Genomic DNA, 20,669 nt, shown 5'->3' with positions numbered 1-20,669 from the left:
GCAGCAGTGCACTAAGGGGATCGGCAAGCGCCGGTCCCCTTAGTCGTGCCCGTGACGCGCCAAGAACAGGGCCGTCCCAGGCGTCAGGCGGTCGCGGCACCCATAGCGGCGATGAAGGCATCCGGGTCAAGGTCGAATCCGTGGATGTTCTCCCGGAATTCCCAGGCGCCGGACTCGCCTCGACTGAACTCCGCCACCGTTGCGGCCTTGGCGTCGGCGACCTCTCGGAAGTCGTGGTTCGACAGTTCGACGTATCCGTCACGGAGACGGACCCCCGGGTTGGCCACATCACCGAAGACGCGGCGCCCCGCCCGCTGTTGGATGACCACGCCGACCACCACGCGCGTGTGCTCCGCCGGCACCCGGGCGAGGTCCAGGGTCATGACCTCGTCGTAGCCGAGGCCCTGGCCGGTCTGACTGTCCCGGTTGAGGTCAATGGTGCCGTCGGGGGAGCGGCTGCCGAAGGACACCACATAGTCGGGCGGTCCGTACGGGGCGAGCGTCGGATAGACCCCCGCGACCACGTCGAGGTCGTGGGCGGGTGAGCCGAGCGGGCTGGGATCCCATCGGAGTGCCACCTCGACCATTCCGAGCCCTTTGCTGATGCCGCCCATCCAAACCCCTCCCCGAGTCCGCCCTGCCGCCCCCGCGTGCTTCCCATGCTGTCACGCTCCAGGAGGAATCCGGCGGTCGGCCGATGGCGTACTGCGCCACGTAACTCCCCTGACACGCAGCTGACTTGAGGCGGCCGTCGGCGGTGCTCGGGCTGTCGGGGTACGCGCCCGCTGTTGTGAAGCCGTTCGAGGAATGGTTTGGTGTGCGGCGCCGGGCGCGGTGATCATTGTGCGGGGTGGGGGCCGACAGGGTCCCCGGGGCCTTCGGGGGATCACGATGTGGAACGGTCAAGACGCCGACCTGGAAGCGTACTTCGAGCGGATCGGCTACGGCGGTGACACCGAGCCCACGCTGCGAACTCTGCGGGCGCTGCACCGGGCGCACGTGGCGGCGATCCCATTCGAGAATCTGGACGTGGCCCTCGGCCGGCCCGTGCCGCTGGACGTGAAGAGCCTGCTGGGCAAGCTTGTTGGGCAGGCGCGCGGAGGCTACTGCTACGAGCAGAACTCGCTGTTCGCCGCCGTACTGGAGCGGCTCGGGTTCGAGTTCGGCGGGCGTGGTGCCCGCGTCCGGACAAGCGGAACGCCGCTGCCGGTGACCCATGCGCTGCTGGTGGCCACGGTCGACGGTGAACCGTGGCTCTGCGACACGGGGTTCGGGAATCAGGGACCGCTCGAACCGGTGCCGCTGAAGGACGGCGCGGTGGTGGAGCAGGGCGGCTGGACCTTCGGGGTGCGTACCGAAGGCGACGGAACTCATGTGCTGCGGTCATTGCGGCCCGAGGGATGGGTCGACCTCTATGCCTTCGCCCCGCAGACCGTCTATCCGGCCGACTTCACGATGATGAACCACTACAGTTCCTCGCACCCCCAGTCCCGTTTCGTGGGCCAGATCGTGGCGCAGCGGACCTCACCCGGAGCGCGGCGGGCCCTGGTCAGGGACGAGTTGACCACGGTGCGTACGGACGGAACGGTGGAGCGGCGCAGAGTGCCAGCGGACGAGCTCGGACGGGTGTTGTCAGAGGTCTTCGCTATCGTGATGGAGCAGCAGGACCTCGTACAACTGGGCGCATTGGGGGGCGGGTTGCATGAGCGGGATTCTCGACCCCGCGTTCGGCATTGAACTGGGTTTCGGGCGGTGGGACATATTGCTGCGGAAGTAGTCCGCCGGAGCATGACCGGGGCGTGGATTCCCGCCGTACGATGGCGCGGTGCTGGTCAAGTGGATTCGCTGCACCGTGGTGGACCGCCGCGGTTTTGAGCGCGGGCAGCGGAAATGGGCGGGGTTACTGGGCGAGCCCGGTTTCCGGGGGCAGAGTGGCGGCTGGAGTCGGAGGCGGCCGGATGTGGCGCATGTCTTCGCTTTCTGGGAGAGCCGGGCGTTCTACGACTCCTTTATGGCGCGGGCGCACGACCGGCTCGCCGCCGCGCAGTCCGGCACATACAAGGACATCGAAGTGAAGCTCTTCGACCATCGCTTCGACGTGAAGACCGGCTTCGAGCCGCGCTTCACCGACGCGGACGTGGTCCGCGTTGCTCACTGCAAAGTGCACGAGGAACGGGTCGACCACTTCGCGCTGATGCAGGAGAAGGTCTGGAACCCCGCGATGGCCGGGTCGCCGGGCATGCTGCGCGGGGTGTTCGCCGAGGCGCCCGGCCATGAGTTCCTGGTGCTGTCCATGTGGCAGTCGGCGGCCGAGCACGGCAAGTACCGGGCCGAGCGGGTCGAGCGGCTCTCGCTGCGGGCGCAGACCGAGACCGATGTGGCGGCGCTGACTGGCGATGTCGTCCAACTCGACGGGGACTGGACGGTCTGAATCAACTCCCTTCATCAGTAGGGGACTTGATGAACGCCCCTGCCTGGGCCGCGGCGAACGCGGCCGCGGCCGCCTGGTCCGCGAGGCGCGTGTCGATCGGCTCGCGCGTGATGAACAGGCGCAGGAAGAGAGGCGCCGAGACCGCCCGCACCAGTGCGCCGGCCTCGGTGTCGGCGGGTACCTCGCCCCGCTCGACCGCGCGCCGGACAACGGCTTCGCAGCGCCCGAAGCGCTCGGTGTAGAACGTGCGCAGCGCGTCCGCCGCGCGCGGTGACTGGAATGCCGCGGCGATGAACGCGGTGGGAGCGGCGGCCGCGGCCGCATCCGTGAACGAGTCCGTCACCTCGCGGGCCAGGGCGCGCAGATCGCCCTCCAGGCTGCCGGTGTCCGGCGGGGTCCAGGCGTCCTCACCCGCCAGGTCCAGGGCGTCGGCGACCAGCCCTTCGAGCCCGCCCCAGCGCCGGTACAGGGTCGTCTTGTGCACCCCCGAATGCTCGGCCACGTACTCGACGGTGAGGCCCGGGTAGCCGTGCTCGGACAGCCCGGTGAGCACGGCGTCCCGCACGGCGGCGCGGGTGCGCGCGGTACGGCCGCCCGGACGTCGGCTGCCGGGGGCGGGGGTTGTGGGCGTGGCTGGTGGCGTGGCTGGGGCATTGGCATCGGTCGGCTCTTCGGCGGAAGGGGGGCTGAGGGGCTGGGAACCGGGTGACATATTCAATTGCTACTCCTGTTGCATTAGATAGCCCACGTGTGCCAGACTCATCGTAACGCGACGCAAGTTGCATTTCGAAGTCCTGCTGTGTCCTGCTGCCGAACGCCGGGGAGGCGACCTTGCCCACTCAGATCTCTCTGCATGACGTGACCAAGGCTCGCGGAGACACGCTGCTGCTCGACAGGGTTTCGCTGACGATTCGCCCCGGCGAGCGCATAGGAATCGTGGGGGAGAACGGCGCCGGAAAGTCCACTCTGCTCCACCTGCTCGCTGGGCTCGAACAGCCCGACGAGGGCGAGGTGGTGACCGTGGCCGACGGAGGTGCGGGGCTGCTGGCCCAGACCCCGCAACTCCCCCCGGACCGTACCGTCGGCGACGCGATAGGCCTCGCCCTCACCGAACTCCGCACGATGGAAAGGAGGTTGCGCGACCTGGAGGCCGACCTCGGCGCGGCGAGCCCTGCCGGTTTGGGCGAGTACGGGGACCTGCTGACCGCGTTCGAACTGCGCGGCGGGTATGAGGCGGACGCCCGCGTCGACAAGGCGATGCATGCGCTCGGGTTGGCCGAGACCGGCCGCGAGCGGACGATGGGCAGCCTGCCGGGCCGGCGCCCGGGTCCAGGCGTTGGTGTCGGGACGTGTCCGCAACGCCCAGGAGCGGTTGCGCAGGCTCCGGGCGGACCCGGTCGCCAAGCCGCCGGAGCCGCTGCGCTTCGCCGCCCGCCCGGTCACACCCCCGGCGTCGGAGGGATCGATGGCAGAGGCGGTGCCGACGGCCCCTGCGGCGCCAGCCGCGGGCATGACCACGGCCGTGGCTACGGCATCCGAAGCGATACGCGGGGAAAGGGTGGCGAGGCAGAAGCAGTTCCGGGCGCGGGCATGGGGCCTGAGGTGCGGGCACAGAGCGGGGGGCGGATGGCTGGTCGAGGCGAAGGGGGTACGGGTCGGGGGCCGGCTGGCGGTGCCGGAGATGGCTGTGGCGGCCGGAGAGAAGGTCCTGGTCCACGGCGGCAACGGGGCAGGCAAGTCGACGCTGCTCAAGGTTCTGGCGGGACTGGTGGAACCTGACGCCGGGTCGGTGCTGCGGCGGGGGCGGATCGGATACCTCGCTCAGGAGATACCTGTCGCGCGCCCCGCGGTGCGGGTCCTGGCGGCCTTCGGGTGGGGGCTCCCGCTCGGCGAGGACGAACAGAGCGAACGGCTGCTCTCGTACGGGCTGCTGCGGCCAGGCGACCTGCACGTGCCGGTGGGTTCGCTGTCGGCTGGACAACGCCGAAGGCTGGCGCTCGCGCGGTTGCTGGCACGGCCCGCGGATCTGCTGTTGCTGGACGAGTCGGCCAACCACCTGGCGCCCGGCCTGGTCGAAGAAGTGGAGGAGGCTTTGGCGGGATGGGACGGAGCGTCGTGGTCGTGTCCCACGATCGACGGCTGCGGCAGCGCTTCGACGGGCGGATACGCCGGATGGAGGTCGGACAACTGCTCGACTGAGGCGCGGGCGATCTAGTGTTTGGGCATGGCAAGACCGCGGCGCATCGTCCTCGTCCGGCACGGCGAGTCGGAGGGCAATGCCGACGACACCGTGTACGAGCGCGAGCCGGACCATGCGCTGAGGCTCACCGAGTCCGGTCGGCGACAGGCCGAGGCGACCGGGGAGCAGTTGCGCTCGATGTTCGGAAGGGAACGGGTCAGCGTCTACGTTTCGCCCTACCGGCGGACCCATGAGACATTCCAGGCGTTCGGCCTCGACCCCGAGCAGGTGCGGATCAGGGAGGAGCCGCGGCTCCGCGAGCAGGACTGGGGGAACTGGCAGGACCGGGACGACGTGAAATTGCAGAAGGCTTACCGGGATGCGTACGGGCACTTCTTCTACCGGTTCGCGCAGGGCGAGTCGGGGGCCGACGTGTACGACAGGGTGGGTGCGTTCCTGGAGAGCCTCTACCGCAGCTTCGAGGCGCCGGACCACCCGCCCAACGTGCTGCTGGTCACGCACGGGCTGACCATGAGGCTGTTCTGCATGCGGTGGTTCCACTGGAGCGTGGCGGACTTCGAGTCGCTGTCCAATCCGGGGAACGCCGAGACCAGGACGCTGCTGCTCGGGGCCGACGGTCGGTACTCGCTGGACCGGCCGTTCGAGCGCTGGCGCGCCCCGGAACCGTACGGGATCACCGGATAGAGTGGCTGAGCGATGACCGCTGACTCCTCGACCGAATCACTCGACCCGCGCTTCGAACGCGCGCTGGGCAGCCTGCGCGGGCTGTCCGTCGGCGACGCGCTGGGTTCCCAGTTCTTCGTGCCCGCCAACTATCCCCGCCTGAAGAACCGGGAACTGCCCGACGGCCTCTGGCAGTGGACCGACGACACCGAGATGGCGTGTTCGGTGCTCGGCGTGCTGGCCTCGTACGGCCGGATCGATCAGGACGCGCTCGCGCGGTCCTTCGCCGAGCACCACGACTTCGACCGGGGCTACGGTCCCGCCGTCAACCGGATGCTCCGGCTGATCAGGGAGGGCGGGGACTGGCGGGAGCTGGCGTCCGCCCTGTTCAAGGGGCAGGGCTCCTGGGGCAACGGCTCCGCCATGCGGATCGCGCCGCTCGGCGCCTGGTACGCGGACGATCCGGAACAGGCCACGCACCAGGCGGAGATCTCGTCGTACACGACGCACCAGCACCGTGAGGCGGTGGTGGGGGCCATGGCCGTCGCGGCGGCCGCAGCACTCGTCGCCGCCCCGGCGGGACCTCCCGGCCCCGGCGAGCTGCTCGACGGGGTGATCGCGCTGGTTCCGCGCAGCGCCGTCGGTGCCGGGCTGCGGCGTGCGCGGGACATGCTCGACTACGACGATGCGGGGACGGTGGCCGCGGTGCTCGGCTCCGGCCGGCGCACCAGTGCGCACGACACGGTGCCGTTCGCGTTGTGGTCGGCGGCGCGCGGGCTCGGCGCGTACGAGCGGGCGTTCTGGACGACCGCGCAGGTGGGCGGCGACGTCGACACGACCTGCGCGATCGTGGGCGGGGTGGTCGCGGCCGGCCGGGCCGGGGCGCCCCCTGCCGCCTGGCTGGACCGCACGGAGGACTTGCCGGACTGGGTCCCGGCCGCTCCGGTCCGCTGACCCCTCGGCCTGCCTGCCACGACGAACCTGGCCGCCCCGCCCGCTCGGTGCGGACGGGGCGGGCCCAAACACGTACCCCGGGGCGTGTGTCTAGAGTGCGGCGCTCCCGGTCGTGCCGCTCAGGGCCTCCAGGTCGCTCTTGCGGACCTGGATGACGAAGACCGCGGTGACGATCGCGAGGGCGACCAGGGCGACGGCGGCGATGAACGCGGTGCCGATGCCGTGGGCGAGGACCTCGTCGCTCCAAGGGGCGGGCAGCTGACGGGACTTGACGAAGGCCGCCTTCTGCTCGGCCGAGCCGTTCGCCAGGAAGTCCTTGACCTGGGTGGTGGCCTCGTGGCGGCTCGCGGTGCCGAACACGGTGGTCAGGATGGACAGGCCGAGCGCGCCGCCGACCTGCTGGGTGGCGTTCAACAGGCCTGAGGCGGCACCGGATTCCTGGTCGGCGACGCCGGAGACGGCGGTCAGGGTGAGGGTGACGAAGTTGAGGCCCATGCCGAAGCCGAACATCAGCATCGGGCCGAGGATCCCGCCGGCGTACGAGCTGCCGGGGGCGATCTGGGTGAGCCAGGCCATGCCGAGGCCCGTGAGGGCGGTGCCGGTCACCATGAAGGGTTTGGGACCGAGCTTCGGCAGAAGATTGGAGGAGATCCCGGCGCCCGTGACGATCGCGACGGTCACCGGAAGGAAGGCCAGACCCGCCTTGATCGGGCTGTAGTGCAGCACGTTCTGCACGAACAGCACGATGAAGAAGAACATGCCGAACATCGCCGCGGCCAGGCTGAGCATCATCACGTACGTACCGGAACGGTTGCGGTCTGCGAACATCCGCAAGGGCGTGATGGGTTGGGCCGAACGGCGCTCCACCGCGATGAACGCGAGCAGCAGGACCACGGCCGCGCCGAACGAGGCGAGCGTGAGCGGGTCGCTCCAGCCGTCCGTCGAGGCCCGGATGAACCCGTAGACCAAGGCCGCCATGCCCAGCGTGGAGGCCAGCGCGCCGGTGAGGTCGAAGCGGCCCGGATGGCGTTCCGACTCCTTGATGAAGCGGGGTGCGAGGAAGGCGATGAACACGCCGATGGGCACATTGACGAACAGGACCCAGCGCCAGTTCAGCCAGTCGGTGAGCATGCCGCCCGCGAGCAGACCGATGGCGCCGCCACCGGCCGAGACGGCGGCGAACACTCCGAATGCGCGGTTTCGTTCCGGGCCCTCCGGGAACGTCGTCGCGATCAGGGCCAGCGAGGTCGGCGAGGCGATCGCTCCGCCGATGCCCTGCAGGGCGCGTGCCGCGAGCAACTGCCATGGCTCCTGGGCGAATCCGCCGAGGAGCGAGGCGAGCGTGAAGACCAGGATGCCGGTGATGAACATCCGGCGCCGGCCGAGCAGGTCACCGGCCCGGCCACCGAGCAGCAGCAGCCCGCCGAAGGTGAGCGCGTAGGCGTTGATGACCCAGGTGAGGTCGTTGGTGGAGAAACCGAGGGCGGTCTGGATGTGGGGCAGAGCGATGTTCACGATGGTGGCGTCGAGCACCACCATCAGCTGGCATGCCGCGATGACGGTCAGGGCTATGCCGGGCCGGGCCGACCGGTCCTTGGGGCCGGGGCGGGCTTTGGTTTGCTGGGCCGTGCCGATCTGGTTGGGCGTCACTGGGTCCCCCTGAAAGCCGTAGTGAACGCTTCCGTTCACTAATGGGTGACGATAGTGAGTGGCCCGGAGTGAACACAAGGGTTTTCCTTGTGAGTTGGGCCTCGGCGAGGCCTTGCGGCGTCTGGAACATCGGGGTGACGCGGGGCCACCATGGAACGCGGAGTGCCACCGCGCGCATACGCTGCAAGCCCCGTCCCCAACGGTTGCCGCACCCGTCCCCGGCAGTTGGGGGCACCCGTCCCCAACAGGGGGATGTCCGTCCCCGCGGAGAGTCCCCAACGGAGAGAAGAAGATGGCCACTTCGCGCGCCACCGCCACCGGGGCGCAGCCCGTCTCGCTGCGTCGCCGGGGTCCCGTTCTGGAACAGGCGATCCTCGACGCCGCGCTGGAGCAGCTGAGCACGGTCGGCTGGAGCGGGCTCACGATGGAGGGCGTGGCTGCCGGCGCGCAGACCGGGAAGGCCGCGGTCTACCGTCGCTGGCCCTCCAAGGAGGACCTGGTCGCGGACGCGCTGCAGTCCGGACTCCCGAGCCTCGACGAGGCGGGGGACCACGGTTCCGTACGCGAGGACCTCTACCAGCTGTGTCGGCGGATCCGCGGGACGATGTACTCGCGATCCGGCTACGCACTGCGTTCGGTGCTTTACGAATGCGACCACGCTGTGGCCGACCGGTTCCACTCGCTGATCGTGCGCCGGGTGATCGAGCCCTCCAACCGGCTGTTCCGTGAGGTGGTGCGGCGGGGGATCGAGCGTGGTGACGTGCGCCCGGACGCCACCGGTGAGCTGGTCTTCGATGTGATCCCGGGGCTGATGATGTTCCGCTCGAAGGTGTGCGGCAGCGAATGGAGCGACGAGGACATCGCCGCGATGATCGACGAGGTGATGGTGCCGCTGCTGCGTCCGCACGTCGGCTGAACGCGGCCTCGGCGCGACCTCTGTACGGCTTCGGTGCGGCCCCCGCGCGGGCCCGGCCAGGCTCCCTGGCGACCTGGGTGTCGCGGGCGGCCTCCGGCGGCGTAACCTTGCAGGCGCCATGCCGTACGAACCACCCACCCACACCGTCGAGCGCTCGATTCGCGCCACCACCGGAGCCAAGATCGTCGCCGGTGTCGACGAAGTCGGACGCGGGGCGTGGGCCGGTCCCGTCACGGTGTGCGCCGCCGTCACCGGACTGCGACGCCCGCCGGCCGGGCTCACCGACTCCAAGCTGATCAGCCCCAAACGCCGCACCGAGCTCGCCGCGGTACTGGAGGGCTGGGTCACCGCGTACGCGCTCGGTGACTCCTCGCCGCAGGAGATCGACGAGCTGGGCATGACTGCGGCCCTGCGGCTGGCCGCCGTGCGCGCCCTGGAGGCGTTGCCGGTGCGGCCCGACGCGGTGATCCTCGACGGAAAGCACGACTACCTCGGCCTGCCCTGGAAGGTCCGCACGGTGATCAAGGGCGACCAGTCCTGTATCGCGGTGGCGGCCGCCTCGGTGATCGCCAAGGTGCGCAGGGACGCGATGATGGCCGAACTGGGGGACGCGCAGGGGGAGTACGCGGGATTCGGCTTCGCCGAGAACGCCGGCTACCCCTCGCCCGTGCACAAGGTGGCGCTGGAGGAGTGGGGTCCCACTCCCTACCACCGGCTGTCGTGGTCGTATCTGGACGCGCTGCCCCAGTGGCGGCACCTGAAGAAGACGCGGCTCTCCGCGGAGGCGGCCGCACTCGAAAGCGGGGGACAGCTCGGCTTCGACTTCTGACCCGGATTCCGGACGAGTCCGGAGGTTTTCGGTCCGTTTCCCTCACCGTGAGGCTCGGTTCCCGGAGCCTTCCGATCCGCTTCGCGGATGTCCGGAAGTCCGGTGCCACGGCCCGAAATCCCTGGACTTTCCCGCCCAGTTGCGGGGAGACTCCGCCCCGATCGCACCTTTGTGCCCACCCGCCGGTGACGCCTTCACCGGCATTTGATAGACATCCATTCATGCCTCTCATCCCCGAGGAGCCTCAGATTCACGAGAGTGCCCAGGGTCCCCGCGTCACTCCGGCCGCCGGCCGCACCGCGCAGACCCCTCGCCCCGTACCCGGTCCGCGTCCCGCGGCCGCACCGCGTCCCGGACGTCCGGGACCCGGCCCGGCCCGGCCCACGCCCCCCGCGCAGCGGACGCACAGCCCCGCCGCGCCGACCCCGGCGCCCCGGCCGGAGCAGTCCACCGGGCCGCAGATCCAGCTGATCCCGGCCCCGTCCGACGGTGCGCTCGACGCCGCGGGCGAAGCGGTGGACCTGCTGCTCGACTCCGGCCGCGCGCCGGGCGACATCCTGGTCCTCACCACCGGTGAGCTCCACCCGTGGGCGGCGCACGAGCTGTCCTTCGGAGAGGACGCGTACTGGGCCCAGCACGATGCCCGTGACGACGTCTTCTACGCCGGTGCAACCGCCGTGGGACGTGCCTCGGCCCGGCCGGTCGTGGTCGTCGCCGTCAACTCCGACGACGACTCGGCGGCTGCCGCGCTGCCGCTCGCACTGGGCCGCGCCGAGGCGCTGCTCATCGTCTGCGGCGACCCGCAGCGCATCAACGCGGCGCTCGGCGCCGGAGTCTGAACTCCTGGCCCGAGCGGGGAGTTGCCCGCGGTTGCGGGTCCTCGCGGGTCAGGACGGAATCCGGAGCGAGCGTTCCGGAACCCGGGCGTGCCTGAAGGGTCGTGCCGCCGTGCCCTACTGCCGTCCGGCGGGGGCACGGCGCAGGGCGCGCTGGCAGGGTTCAGGACACGCGTGGCTCCGAGCAGCCCGGGAGGATGTGCCCGACCCGCCTACCGCCGGTGGCGCGGCGTCCGCCCGGCATGGCGCCGGCCGTGCCGGAACGGTTCAGCGCGCCGCGGTCCGCCGCAGCATTTCCACCGTGCCCGTTCCCGAGCGCAGCGGCAGCGGCTCGGCCAGTTCGCACTCGGCGTCGGCCAGGGAGCCGGGCCCGGCCGTGGAACTGGGGCGGCGGCCGCCCCGCCCCTCGCCGAGGACCTGCCAGCCGCCCCGCGTGAGCGTGATGTACGCACCGCAGCGCAGCCCGTGCAGGGTGCAGGCGTCCCGCAGGCCCCACATCCAGGCGCCGTCCTCCTCCGTCCAGCGTTCGTCGCCGTCCCGGCAGTAGAGCAGCACGGCGGTGCGTACCGGCGTTCGGCGGCGCAGGTCGTGCGGGATCACCCGGCGCAGGTGCGCGAGGAGAGCGTTGCGGAACTCCCAGCCGTCGGCCGGTGCGGCGCGGCGGCTGAACGACGCGCTGGCGGCGAGCCGCTCCTCGTGGTCGAGCACCGCGATCACGGCGGTCGTGGGTGTCGGCAGGTGCCGGGCGTGCAGTCCGCTGACGACCTCGCGGGGATTTCGGAGCAGCGGGATCCCGGCCGCGGCCCATTCGGCGGGCTCCAGGATCCTGCCGAAACGGTTCGCGGACTCGGCCGCTATGGGGGTGGACACTGCTGCCGAGGCTGCGGACGGAGCGAATCCGAAGGTCATGGTCCTCCCTTCCGGATACGCGCCCACAGTGCGGGCAGGGTCGGGTGAGGGCGCACCACGGCACAGCCCATCCGGACCACAGGGGGACCGTGCGGGGGCGGGTCCAATTCTCGCTGCCGTACGGTCGGGCGGCAACGAGCAATTGACGCCGCTGACCTGAATCGACGGGTATGGCACTCATATCCCTGCCCAGCCTCCAGCGGGGTCACCCCCGCCGTTACGACTGGGCGGCCAGGACCAGTGGGAACACCCCCTCGGCTCCGGAGCGGCGCAGCAGCCTGGCCGCCACTGCCAGCGTCCAGCCCGTGTCGCAGGCGTCGTCGACCAGGAGCACCGGCCCCCCCGTCTCGGCCAGCGCGGCCGCCAGCGCGTCCGGGACCGTGAACGCGTGGTGCAGCGCGCGCACCCGCTGGGCGCTGTTGGACTGCGGGACCCGCTCACCCGCCGGGCCCTGCGCGTAGGCGAGCCGGCCGAGCAGCGGCATCCGGCCGATCTCGGCGATCCGGGCACCCAGGGACTCGACCAGGGCGGGCCGGGTGCGCGAGGGCACGGTCACCACTCCGGCGGGCCGGGCCGGTGCGCCGGCCTCGCCCGAGGCCCAGCCGCCCGGACCCTTCGCCCAGTCGGCGAGCACGCTCACCACCGCCTGCACCACATCGTCCGGCACCGGCCCGTCCGGGGCGCCCGGCGCGAGCATCGGGCGCAGCCGGTTGCCCCAGCCGATGTCCGAAAGGCGCCCCAAGGCCCTTCCGGGGAAGGCCAGTTCGCCCGCCGCGATGCGTCCCTTGAGGTCGATGCCGACCGCGGCGAGACCCGTGGGCCACATCTTGCGGGGCTCCACCTCGACACCGGGCCTGGTCAGTTCGCCGCGCGCGGCGTCCAGTGCCGTACCGGACACGTCCGCCGTGAAGCGCGCGCCCGCGCAGTTGTCGCAGCGCCCGCACGGCGCGGCCTGCTCGTCGTCCAGCTGGCGGCGCAGGAACTCCATCCGGCAGCCCGTGGCCGAGGCGTAGTCGCGCATCGCCTGCTGCTCGGCCGAGCGCTGCCGGGCAACCCAGGCGTACCGCTCGGTGTCGTACACCCAGGGCTGACCCGTGGTGGTCCAGCCGCCCTTGACGCGGCGCACCGCGCCGTCCACGTCGAGCACCTTCAGCATCGTTTCCAGGCGGGTGCGCCGCAGCTCCACCAGCGGTTCCAGGGCGGGCAGCGACATCGGCCGGTCCGTCTGCGCCAGCACGTCCAGGGTGCGCCGCACCTGCTCCTCGGGCGGGAAGGCCACCGAAGCGAAGTACTTCCAGATCGCCTCGTCCTCGCGGCCCGGCAGCAGCAGCACCTCCGCATGGGCCACTCCTCGGCCCGCCCGGCCCACCTGCTGGTAGTAGGCGATGGGGGAGGAGGGCGAGCCCAGGTGCACGACGAAGCCCAGGTCCGGCTTGTCGAAGCCCATGCCGAGCGCGGACGTGGCGACCAGGGCCTTGACCCGGTTGGCGAGCAGATCGTCCTCCGCCTGCTGGCGGTCCGCGTTCTCCGTCTTGCCGGTGTACGACGCGACCGTGTGCCCGCGCTGGCGCAGATACGCGGTGATCTCCTCGGCCGCCGCGACCGTCAGCGTGTAGATGATCCCGGAGCCCGGCAGGTCGGCGAGGTGGTCGGCGAGCCAGGCGAGCCGGTGGGCGGCGTCCGGCAGCGAGAGCACGTTCAGGCTCAGGCTCTCGCGGTCGAGGGGGCCGCGCAGCACCAGCGCGTCCGAGCCGCCGCCGGTGCCCAGCTGCTCGGCCACGTCCGCCGTCACCCGGGCGTTCGCGGTCGCGGTGGTGGCCAACACCGGTACGCCCGGCGGCAGTTCGACCAGCATGGTGCGCAGCCGGCGGTAGTCGGGGCGGAAGTCGTGGCCCCAGTCGGAGATGCAGTGCGCCTCGTCCACCACGAGCAGGCCCGTCGCGGCGGACAGTTTGGGCAGCACGTTGTCCCGGAAATCCGGGTTGTTGAGGCGTTCCGGCGATACGAGCAGCACGTCCACGGCGCCCGCCGCGACCTCGGCCTGGATGGCGTCCCACTCCTCCGGATTGGCGGAGTTGATCGTCCGGGCGCTGATGCCCGCTCGGGCCGCGGCCTCGACCTGGTTGCGCATCAGCGCGAGCAGCGGGGAGACGATCACGGTCGGGCCCGCTCCGGCGGCCCGCAGCAGGGCGGTCGCCACGAAGTACACCGCGGACTTGCCCCAGCCGGTGCGCTGCACGACGAGCGCCCGCCGCTTGTCGGCGACCAGCGCCTCGATGGCCCGCCACTGGTCCTCGCGCAGCCGCGCGGTGCCGGTGGGGTCCCCGACGAGGCGGGCGAGGACCGTGTCGGCCTCGGTGCGCAGATCCGCGTTGCTCGTGTGCTCCATGCCCCCATACAACAGGACGGGTCCGACAATCGCGGAACGAACCGTTCCTGATCAGCCATCTCTGCTGGTCAGGTGTCTCCACGCAGGGGCAGCCCGTTATTGGCCGGGGCACGGTCGGCGGGAGCGCCGCGATCCGGGTCGCGGCGCCGACCGGCGGCTGCTGCCGGGCTGCCGAGCAGTTCGCGTGCGGTGTCCAGGAAGGGTCGGAGACTCGGCGACGGGGTGCCCTGGGCGCGCCAAGAGACATGCAGCGGTGTCTCGCGGCGGGCGTTGGTCCACGGGACCGTCTCCACCGTGCCCCGTGCCAGGTCGGCCGCCACCGCGATCTGCGGAAGCAGCGCGCAGCCCATCCCCTCGGCGACGCAACTGCGCAGCGCCCCGATGCTGGTGAGCTCGGCCACCACGGTCGGACGCGGTCCCCGGACGCTGCCGAGTGTCTCGTCGTACATCCTGCGGTAGCTGCAACCGGGCTCGGTCACCAGGAACTCCGCGCCCGCCAGTTCCGCCGTGCTCACTTCCTTCATCCTGGTCAGCGGATGCCCGGGGGGCGCCACCACGACGACGGTCTCGGGAGCCAGCGCCATGCTCTCGAACTCCGGCTCCACGGGCGGCGGTCCGAATGTGAAGCAGAGGTCCAGGGTTCCCTCGCGCACCCCGGCGCGCGACTCCGACCGGTTGCCCGGCCGCAGTACGACCCGGATGTTCGGATGGGTCTCGCGGAACCGGGTCAGCAAGGAAGGCAGCCGGTACACACAGAGCGTTTCCGGCGCACCGATGGCGAGTTCGTCGGCCGGGTCGGCCATGCCCGCCACCGCGGCCCTGGCCTCCTCGGCGAGCTGGAGCATCCGCTCGGCGTATCCGACCAGGCGGCTGCCCGCCGCGGTGAGCCGCAGCCGGCGGCCGGAACGGTCGAACACGGCCACTCCGAGATCCGCTTCGAGTGACTGGATCTGCTCGGTGACACTCGACTGGGCATAATTCAGCCGCTCGGCCGCCCGCGTGATATTGAGCGTTTCGGCAACAGTGCGGAACGTGTTCAGCTGACGGAGCTGCATCTCTCGGCCTCCCCCGAACCATCGGTGCTTCCGATGGTGCCATCGGAATTTCCCGTTTCTCCTTCGCCTGGGCGCCCGCCAGGCTGTAACAGCCGCAGGTTCACGACCCGGCTGTCTCGAATTCGTCATTCCGAATCAGTAATGGAGAAGGGAACAACTATGTCCTCGCAGTCATCGACGGTGACGGCCGCACAAGGAGAGAGCGCTGCGGCGGGTGTCAAGCCCGGGGCCGGGATCCGGCGCAAAGGGCTTCTGCTGCTGGGTCTTTCGCTCGGCTACTTCATGGTGCTGCTCGACACCAGCGTGGTGAACGTGGCACTGCCCGCCATCCGGGATGATATCGGCGGCGGCCTCTCCGGGCTCCAGTGGGTGGTCAACGGATACACCCTCACCTTCGCCGCACTGCTGCTCACCATGGGCGCGCTGTCCGACCGCTTCGGCGCCCGCCGGGTCTTCCTCGCCGGCACCTGGGCCTTCCTCGTCGCCTCCGGACTCACCGCCGCCGCACCGGACTTGGGCGTCCTGATAGGCATGCGCGGTGTCCTCGGCATCGCGGGCGCAGCCCTGCTGCCGGCCTCGATGGCCGTCATCGCCACCGCCTGCACCGACCCCGCCGAGCGCGCCCGTGCGCTCGGCTCCTGGGCGGCGATCACCGGCGTCGCGCTCGCCGCGGGTCCGGTCGTCGGCGGTGTCCTCACCGACACACTCGGCTGGCGCTTCATCTTCGTCATCAATGTGCCGGTCGCCCTGCTCAGCGTGTTCCTCACCCGCGCCTTCGCGCCGCAGGTGCCCCGCAACCCGGACCGTGCCATCGATCTGCCGGGCCAGCTGCTCGCCGTACTCGCCCTGGCGGGCCTGACGTTCGGCGTCATCCAGAGCGAGCCGGAAGGCTGGACTTCGGCGCCGGTGCTGATCGCGCTGGCCGTCGGAGTGGCCGCCGCGATCGGTTTCCTCGCGGTGGAGCGCCGGGAGCCCGGGGTACGCGGCCCGATGCTGCCGCTCAAGCTGTTCCGCAACTCCGCCTTCTCGGTCGGCCTGCTCAACGGCCTGCTCGTCAACTTCGGCCTCTCCGGTGTCCTGTTCGTCATGTCGCTCCACTTCCAGCAGGGGCTCGGCTACACCGCCATGGCCGCGGGCCTCGCCTTCCTGCCGCTGACCCTGCCCACCGCCTTCAACCCGATCTGCACCGGGCGCCTGGTGGCCAGGAAGGGCCCGCGCGTCCCCTCGATCCTCGGTTTCTCACTGATGACGCTCGGCGCGCTCATTCAGCTGCTCTTCGTGGGCGACGTGGGAGCCGGGCAGTACGCGCTGACCGCCGTCGGCCTGCTGGTGTTCGGTTTCGGCGTCTCCTTCGCCATCCCGTCCCTGGTCACCACGCTGGTCTCGGCGGTGCCCAAGGAACAGGCCGGCATCGCGTCCGGCGCGCTCAACTCGGCCCGCCAGACCGGTGCCGTCGTGGGCGTCGCCGTACTCGGCTCCTTCCTCCAGGCATCGCCCGGCGACAGCGGCACCAAAACCGCCCTCGCGGTGGCCGCGGCGGCCCTCGCGGTGGGCGCCCTGCTCGCGGTCGGCTACATCGGCCGAGGTGCTGCCCGGTGAGCGGGCGAGCGGGCTCACGGCACGGGATTGCCCTGGTGGCAACGGCCGTTGTCGGTCAGGCCGGGTGACGAGTCGAGCCGGAGCTGTCGCGGGGGTCGCCGCCATCCGGCTCGGCCGTCGCGACTTGTATGACCAGGGCCGATGCCCTGTGGACAAGGTTATCCACAGGGGTGGTGGGGGAGCCGTGATCGCGGGACCGTCGAGGTATGCGAGACACGAGCGAACACCACGAATCCGAATCCCACGACCCGTCGGGCGAGCCCCGAATCACCTTGCGCGGCCCGGCCGAACTCGCCGACGCGCTGCCGTACTTGCTCGGCTTCCACCCGACCGACTCCGCCGTGCTGGTCGCGTTGCACGGCGAGAGTGGCCGGTTCGGCGGCCGGGTCAGGGTGGGCCTGCCCACCTCGCCGCAGGAGTGGCCGGACATCGCCGACCAACTCGCCGACTGTCTGGTCACGGGCAGCGAGCGGCGCGGACCCCGGCCCGACGGAATCGTCGTCTTCCTCTGCCAGGACCCGTCGGCGGACGGCACCGGACGTGAAGTCATGGAGCGATTGCGGCCCTTGGCCCAGCGACTGCGAACGGCCTGCGGAAGCCTGGACGTTCCCGTCCGCGAAGCGCTCTGCATTTCCGACGGCCGCTACTGGTCGTACTGCTGCCCGGACACACGCTGCTGTCCACCGGAGGGGAACGTGCTGGCCCTGCCGGGCACCTCCGTCATGGCGGCCGCGGCGACCTACGCGGGTATCCAAGTGCGCGGTTCTCTGCGGGAGATGGAGGAGCGTCTCACGCCGTGGCGCACCGCGGCGGCGGCAGATCAGGAGCGGGCGCTGGACGCGGCGGCCGCGGAGTTGTTCCCCCGCATCCTGAGCGAGGGCGGACGGCGCGGAGTGGCCGACGAGACGCTCGACCTGGCGGCGCGGCTCATGCGACGGATCGCCGAAGCGCCCCCGCAGCCCGCTCGCGGCACGGGTGCCTTCCCAATGGCCGACCGGGGCGGCGACACCCTGCTCCTCGGCAGGAACACGACGGATGACCTGGACGACGGGCTCATCGCCCACGACGAGGCCGCGGCCGTGATCCTCGGCCTCCAGGACCGCACCACCCGCGACTGGGCCGCCGAGTGGATGGAGGGGCCCGACGCGCAGACCGCGCTGCGCCTGTGGCGGGCGCTGGCCCGCCGTTGTGTGGGGTCGTACGGCGACCACGCGGCCGCGCCGCTCACCCTGGCGGGTTGGGTCTCCTGGTCGACCGGCGACGACCCGAACGCCAGGGTGGCTCTCGGCATGGCGATGCGCGCGGACCCCGACTACCGCTTCGCCGGTCTGCTCCATCAGGCCTGCAACCAGGGCCTCGACCCCGAGGAGCTCCGTATCTGCCTGCGGCAGGAGCGCGCGGCGAGGCTGGCCGCTCTCCCCGGGACGAACGACGGGATCGCCCTCGCACCCGAGGGGGCGGAGCAGTCTCCGGATCCGACCGGTCTGACCACGCCGACCGATTTGACCAAGCCGACTGATCCGATCAAGTCGACCGAGCTGCCTGAGCCCATCGAGCCGCCTGGGCCGATCGCGTCGCCGGAGCCGCGCGTGCGCAGGACGTTCCGCGCAAGGCCCGGCCGCAAGTCCGGTCTGCCGTCCGCAACCCGCCCCAACAAGCCGCCACAGAAGGGGAGTTCGGTGCGTCCCGAACCGGGGCACCCCGAGCCGAAGAAGGTCCGTGGGCGCACGCGCCGGCGGGGCGGGGAGCGGATGGAGAGGGAGGTGTGACGGGGGGTGCGTAGACCGAAGGGTCCTGATGGGCGGGGCCGGGGGTGGCCTGCCCGTGACTCGGTCGTCCCGTGCGATGTCACCGGGTGGCAGCACGGAGAGCGGCCGAGGGCGCGTAGTTCGGGCGCTCCCGTAGGGCGGGACCGGGGGCTGTCGGTCCGTGACCCGGTGGCTTCTCGCGGCGTTCACCGTGGTGGCAGTGCGGCACCGGGTCGCGTGCCGCACGGGCGAGCGGATCCGCCCGCTCCGTCTTCGCGGTCCGCAACGCGCAGAAGGGTACGCATGGCGCCCACCTACTCTTCCCGAACCGACACCGGCCCTGGCGCAGTTCCCGGGACCGGCACCGGCAGAGGCACCGCCCCTGGCATAGGTATCGGCACCGGTGCCGCTCCTGGCATCAGTACCGGCACAAGTGCAGGTGCCGGCCCTGGTTCCACCATCGCGAGCCCGCCCGGCCCGGTTCCGCCGAAGGCCGTCGGGTCGCTCGGTGAGCTTCCGGCGGTGCATGCCGCCGTCATCTGCGTGGCCCTGCCCGGCCTCGCGGTGTCGCCGGAGCACGGCCAGCTGACCGGACGCGGCCTCGAAGGCTTCTATCAGCACGGCCGACGGCTGCTCTCCCGCTGCCAGTTGAGGGTGGCGGGCCGGGAGCCCATCGCCGTTCAGGGCAGAGCGATATCGGCGGATCGCGCGCGGTTCCTCGCCGTGGTCCGCACGGCGGCCGACACCGGCCCCGACCCCGAGATCACCGTCGAGCGGCTCCGCCACGCGGATGGCAGCGAACGGATCACGCTGCGCAGTTCCTCGGCCCGGCCATTGCGGCTTCCGGTGGAAGTCGCCCTCGGGACGGACCTGGCGGACCTGGGCGCGGTCGCCGCCGGCCGCTCCGGGCCCGAACTGCCCGCCAGCGTCCACGACTCGGGGATGCGCTGGACCTCGGACGGCGCACGCTCCACGGTGAGTGCCCAGCCGCCGCCGACCGACGCGCTCGCCTCCGCGGGGGTGCTGCGCTGGACCGTGGAGCTGCCGCCGGGCGGCTCGTGCACGATCCAGCTGACCATCAGGACCGACCGGCCCGTGCGGCCGCCAGGCCGGATCGCGAGCCCGCTGCCCTCGACCCGGGAGGCGAAGGCCGAGGGGGACGATCCGTGCGTGGGAGCGCTGCTGCACCACAGCGTCGACGATCTGCGGGCCCTGCTGATCCGCGATCCGGCGCGCCCGGCCGACCTGTATGCCGCGGCCGGTGTCCCCTGGCGGTGCGGGGCGGCGCCGGCCGAGGCGCTCTGGGCAGCCCGCATGGTCCTACCGCTCTCGACCCGGCTCGCGGCAGCCACCCTGCGCACGCTCGCCAGAACACAACTCCCGGGTCCAGGACCGGAGTTAGGGCGCATTCCGGGCCCGTTCAGGGACGCGGGACCGTATCTGCCGCCCGGCTGTACGGGAGTGGAGGCGACCCTCGCCTTTCCGGTGGTGCTCGCGGAGGCGCGCCGCTGGGGCCTGCCCGAGCCGGAGGTGACCGAGCTGCTGCCCGCGGCGGAGCGCTGTCTGAACTGGCTGGCCACCGCCATCGGGGACGACGGCTACCTCGCCGACACCGGTCCAGGGCCCAGCGGATTCGTCCGCGCCGAGACCCAGGCGCACGTTCACCGGGCCGCACTGCTCGGCGCGGAGCTGCTCCGCGAGTGCGGGCGTCCGGGCGCCGACGCGTGGCTGGAGCGGGCCGGGGTTCTCCGGGGCCGCTTCCGGGCGGAGTTCTGGCTCGACGATCTCGGCGGTGGCCGGCCCGCGGCAGCCCGAGCCGCCGACGGCCGACCGGTTCCGCTGCTCGGCGCGGGCGCCGCCCACCTGCTGGACACGGGGCTGCTCGGCGGCGGCCGTCCGGCGCCGGGGCTGCTCGACAAGGTGCAGACCGAACAACTGGCCCGGCTGCTCGGCGGCCCCGCGATGGACTCGGGGTGGGGGCTGCGCGGCCTCGCCGTCAACGAGCCGGGATACAACCCGTTCGGCCACCGGGCCGGCGCGGTGCGGGTGCACGAGAGTGCCGTCGCCGTCGCGGGGCTCGCGGCCGCCGGATTCGAGAAGGAGGCCGGCGCCCTGCTTCGGGGAGTCCTGGACGCCGCGGAGGCGTTCGGCCACCGGCTGCCGGAGATGTACGCGGGGGAGCAGCGCACCGCGAACAGCGTGCCCGTGCCGCATCCGGCCGCCTGCCGGCCCGCCGCGGTGGCCGCGGCCGCGGGCATCCACCTGCTCACCGCCCTCGCCGGGATCCGCCCGGACGCCCCGGCCGGATCGGTCGCACTCGCCCCCGTACGGTCGGCCCCGCTCGGCGCGATCCGGCTCGCGGGGCTGAGCGTGGCGGGGGAGCCGTTCACCGTACGGATCAGCAGGCTCGGCGTCGGCATGGTCGAGCAGGCCGCCGCCTGGCTTCAGTTGGGAGGCTGAGAGGCGTGAGCGCCTTGGGAGCGGAGGCGG

The 20,669-nt window shown here is 71.7% G+C and carries 18 protein-coding genes; 12 read left to right on the top strand and 6 right to left on the bottom strand.

The features are described 5' to 3' along the window. Positions 1 to 83 precede the first annotated feature (83 nt). Positions 84 to 614 carry a TerD family protein gene (locus tag ACIQ8J_RS11580; protein ID WP_403270649.1) on the bottom strand — a complete coding sequence of 177 codons (531 nt, stop codon included), beginning with the start codon at positions 612 to 614 and terminating at the stop codon, positions 84 to 86. Positions 615 to 891: 277 nt separating this feature from the next. On the opposite strand from ACIQ8J_RS11580, the gene ACIQ8J_RS11575 reads away from it, so the two are divergent. Together ACIQ8J_RS11575 and ACIQ8J_RS11570 are read left to right on the top strand one after the other, a co-directional pair. After that, positions 892 to 1,737, top strand: a complete 846-nt coding sequence (locus tag ACIQ8J_RS11575; RefSeq protein WP_403270651.1) for an arylamine N-acetyltransferase — start codon at positions 892 to 894, stop codon at positions 1,735 to 1,737. A gap of 88 nt (positions 1,738 to 1,825) precedes the next feature. Then, positions 1,826 to 2,431, top strand: a complete 606-nt coding sequence (locus ACIQ8J_RS11570; RefSeq protein WP_403270654.1) for a YdbC family protein — start codon at positions 1,826 to 1,828, stop codon at positions 2,429 to 2,431. A gap of 1 nt (position 2,432) precedes the next feature. Here the strand turns inward: ACIQ8J_RS11570 and ACIQ8J_RS11565 are convergent, their stop codons facing one another. Continuing rightward, the gene (locus tag ACIQ8J_RS11565) at positions 2,433 to 3,143 is read right to left on the bottom strand and encodes a TetR/AcrR family transcriptional regulator (RefSeq protein WP_403271099.1); all 711 of its coding nucleotides are present in this window, start codon (positions 3,141 to 3,143) and stop codon (positions 2,433 to 2,435) included. Positions 3,144 to 3,289: 146 nt separating this feature from the next. On the opposite strand from ACIQ8J_RS11565, the gene ACIQ8J_RS11560 reads away from it, so the two are divergent. From ACIQ8J_RS11560 to ACIQ8J_RS11545, 4 genes are read left to right on the top strand one after another with little or no spacing between them, the layout of a single operon-like run. Continuing rightward, the gene (locus ACIQ8J_RS11560; RefSeq protein WP_403607798.1) at positions 3,290 to 4,210 is read left to right on the top strand and encodes an ATP-binding cassette domain-containing protein; all 921 of its coding nucleotides are present in this window, start codon (positions 3,290 to 3,292) and stop codon (positions 4,208 to 4,210) included. After that, entirely contained in the window at positions 4,113 to 4,646 is a 534-nt protein-coding gene (locus ACIQ8J_RS11555; protein ID WP_403270656.1) for an ATP-binding cassette domain-containing protein, read from the top strand. Before ACIQ8J_RS11560 ends, ACIQ8J_RS11555 begins: the two co-directional genes overlap by 98 nt. A gap of 9 nt (positions 4,647 to 4,655) precedes the next feature. Continuing rightward, on the top strand, positions 4,656 to 5,315 hold the full coding sequence (locus tag ACIQ8J_RS11550) for a histidine phosphatase family protein (RefSeq protein ID WP_403270658.1): 660 nt from the start codon (positions 4,656 to 4,658) through the stop codon (positions 5,313 to 5,315). A gap of 12 nt (positions 5,316 to 5,327) precedes the next feature. Next, on the top strand, positions 5,328 to 6,248 hold the full coding sequence (locus tag ACIQ8J_RS11545; RefSeq protein WP_403270661.1) for an ADP-ribosylglycohydrolase family protein: 921 nt from the start codon (positions 5,328 to 5,330) through the stop codon (positions 6,246 to 6,248). A 90-nt stretch (positions 6,249 to 6,338) separates the two neighbouring features. Here the strand turns inward: ACIQ8J_RS11545 and ACIQ8J_RS11540 are convergent, their stop codons facing one another. Beyond that, positions 6,339 to 7,883, bottom strand: a complete 1,545-nt coding sequence (locus ACIQ8J_RS11540; protein WP_403271104.1) for an MFS transporter — start codon at positions 7,881 to 7,883, stop codon at positions 6,339 to 6,341. A 307-nt stretch (positions 7,884 to 8,190) separates the two neighbouring features. Between ACIQ8J_RS11540 and ACIQ8J_RS11535 the strand changes: the two genes are divergently transcribed. The 3 genes from ACIQ8J_RS11535 to ACIQ8J_RS11525 all read left to right on the top strand — a co-directional run bounded on the left by ACIQ8J_RS11535 (position 8,191) and on the right by ACIQ8J_RS11525 (position 10,482). After that, on the top strand, positions 8,191 to 8,814 hold the full coding sequence (locus ACIQ8J_RS11535; RefSeq protein WP_403270664.1) for a TetR/AcrR family transcriptional regulator: 624 nt from the start codon (positions 8,191 to 8,193) through the stop codon (positions 8,812 to 8,814). 118 nt (positions 8,815 to 8,932) lie between these two features. Next, positions 8,933 to 9,643: a ribonuclease HII gene (locus tag ACIQ8J_RS11530; RefSeq protein ID WP_403270667.1), complete on the top strand. Its 711-nt coding sequence runs from the start codon at positions 8,933 to 8,935 to the stop codon at positions 9,641 to 9,643. 221 nt (positions 9,644 to 9,864) lie between these two features. Then, positions 9,865 to 10,482 (top strand): hypothetical protein, encoded by a 618-nt coding sequence (locus ACIQ8J_RS11525; RefSeq protein WP_403270669.1) that lies wholly within the window; start codon positions 9,865 to 9,867, stop codon positions 10,480 to 10,482. A gap of 264 nt (positions 10,483 to 10,746) precedes the next feature. On the opposite strand, the gene ACIQ8J_RS11520 is transcribed toward ACIQ8J_RS11525, so the two are convergent. From ACIQ8J_RS11520 to ACIQ8J_RS11510, 3 genes are all read right to left on the bottom strand, one after another. Next, positions 10,747 to 11,388: a hypothetical protein gene (locus ACIQ8J_RS11520; RefSeq protein ID WP_403270672.1), complete on the bottom strand. Its 642-nt coding sequence runs from the start codon at positions 11,386 to 11,388 to the stop codon at positions 10,747 to 10,749. Between the two features lie 217 nt (positions 11,389 to 11,605). Continuing rightward, positions 11,606 to 13,777, bottom strand: a complete 2,172-nt coding sequence (locus ACIQ8J_RS11515; RefSeq protein ID WP_403270674.1) for a RecQ family ATP-dependent DNA helicase — start codon at positions 13,775 to 13,777, stop codon at positions 11,606 to 11,608. Between the two features lie 68 nt (positions 13,778 to 13,845). Beyond that, positions 13,846 to 14,832 (bottom strand): LysR family transcriptional regulator, encoded by a 987-nt coding sequence (locus tag ACIQ8J_RS11510; protein ID WP_403270677.1) that lies wholly within the window; start codon positions 14,830 to 14,832, stop codon positions 13,846 to 13,848. A 159-nt stretch (positions 14,833 to 14,991) separates the two neighbouring features. Here ACIQ8J_RS11510 and ACIQ8J_RS11505 point away from each other — a divergent pair, with 159 nt between their 5' ends. From ACIQ8J_RS11505 to ACIQ8J_RS11495, 3 genes are all read left to right on the top strand, one after another. Continuing rightward, a complete protein-coding gene (locus ACIQ8J_RS11505; protein WP_403270679.1) occupies positions 14,992 to 16,431 on the top strand; it encodes an MFS transporter in 1,440 nt (479 codons plus the stop codon). Between the two features lie 206 nt (positions 16,432 to 16,637). Further along, on the top strand, positions 16,638 to 18,200 hold the full coding sequence (locus ACIQ8J_RS11500; protein ID WP_403270681.1) for a DUF4192 domain-containing protein: 1,563 nt from the start codon (positions 16,638 to 16,640) through the stop codon (positions 18,198 to 18,200). Positions 18,201 to 18,701: 501 nt separating this feature from the next. Further along, on the top strand, positions 18,702 to 20,639 hold the full coding sequence (locus ACIQ8J_RS11495) for a glycogen debranching N-terminal domain-containing protein (RefSeq protein WP_403270684.1): 1,938 nt from the start codon (positions 18,702 to 18,704) through the stop codon (positions 20,637 to 20,639). The last annotated feature ends 30 nt before the right edge of the window (positions 20,640 to 20,669 follow it).

Source organism: Streptomyces sp. NPDC094147 (genome assembly GCF_044764265.1).
Taxonomy (GTDB): Bacteria; Actinomycetota; Actinomycetes; order Streptomycetales; family Streptomycetaceae; genus Streptomyces.
The sequence above is the reverse complement of the archived record's forward strand: the minus strand, read 5'-3'. Positions and strand labels throughout refer to the sequence as shown.

What these genes read in the sequence shown, in the direction of transcription:
- ACIQ8J_RS11580 (WP_403270649.1), bottom strand. Translation starts at nt 614, where the DNA reads ATGGGCGGCATCAGCAAAGGGCTCGGAATGGTCGAGGTGGCACTCCGA.
- ACIQ8J_RS11575 (WP_403270651.1), top strand. Translation starts at nt 892, where the DNA reads ATGTGGAACGGTCAAGACGCCGACCTGGAAGCGTACTTCGAGCGGATC.
- ACIQ8J_RS11565 (WP_403271099.1), bottom strand. Translation starts at nt 3,143, where the DNA reads ATGTCACCCGGTTCCCAGCCCCTCAGCCCCCCTTCCGCCGAAGAGCCG.
- ACIQ8J_RS11555 (WP_403270656.1), top strand. Translation starts at nt 4,113, where the DNA reads ATGGCTGTGGCGGCCGGAGAGAAGGTCCTGGTCCACGGCGGCAACGGG.
- ACIQ8J_RS11550 (WP_403270658.1), top strand. Translation starts at nt 4,656, where the DNA reads ATGGCAAGACCGCGGCGCATCGTCCTCGTCCGGCACGGCGAGTCGGAG.
- ACIQ8J_RS11545 (WP_403270661.1), top strand. Translation starts at nt 5,328, where the DNA reads ATGACCGCTGACTCCTCGACCGAATCACTCGACCCGCGCTTCGAACGC.
- ACIQ8J_RS11535 (WP_403270664.1), top strand. Translation starts at nt 8,191, where the DNA reads ATGGCCACTTCGCGCGCCACCGCCACCGGGGCGCAGCCCGTCTCGCTG.
- ACIQ8J_RS11530 (WP_403270667.1), top strand. Translation starts at nt 8,933, where the DNA reads ATGCCGTACGAACCACCCACCCACACCGTCGAGCGCTCGATTCGCGCC.
- ACIQ8J_RS11525 (WP_403270669.1), top strand. Translation starts at nt 9,865, where the DNA reads ATGCCTCTCATCCCCGAGGAGCCTCAGATTCACGAGAGTGCCCAGGGT.
- ACIQ8J_RS11520 (WP_403270672.1), bottom strand. Translation starts at nt 11,388, where the DNA reads ATGACCTTCGGATTCGCTCCGTCCGCAGCCTCGGCAGCAGTGTCCACC.
- ACIQ8J_RS11515 (WP_403270674.1), bottom strand. Translation starts at nt 13,777, where the DNA reads ATGGAGCACACGAGCAACGCGGATCTGCGCACCGAGGCCGACACGGTC.
- ACIQ8J_RS11510 (WP_403270677.1), bottom strand. Translation starts at nt 14,832, where the DNA reads ATGCAGCTCCGTCAGCTGAACACGTTCCGCACTGTTGCCGAAACGCTC.
- ACIQ8J_RS11505 (WP_403270679.1), top strand. Translation starts at nt 14,992, where the DNA reads ATGTCCTCGCAGTCATCGACGGTGACGGCCGCACAAGGAGAGAGCGCT.
- ACIQ8J_RS11500 (WP_403270681.1), top strand. Translation starts at nt 16,638, where the DNA reads ATGCGAGACACGAGCGAACACCACGAATCCGAATCCCACGACCCGTCG.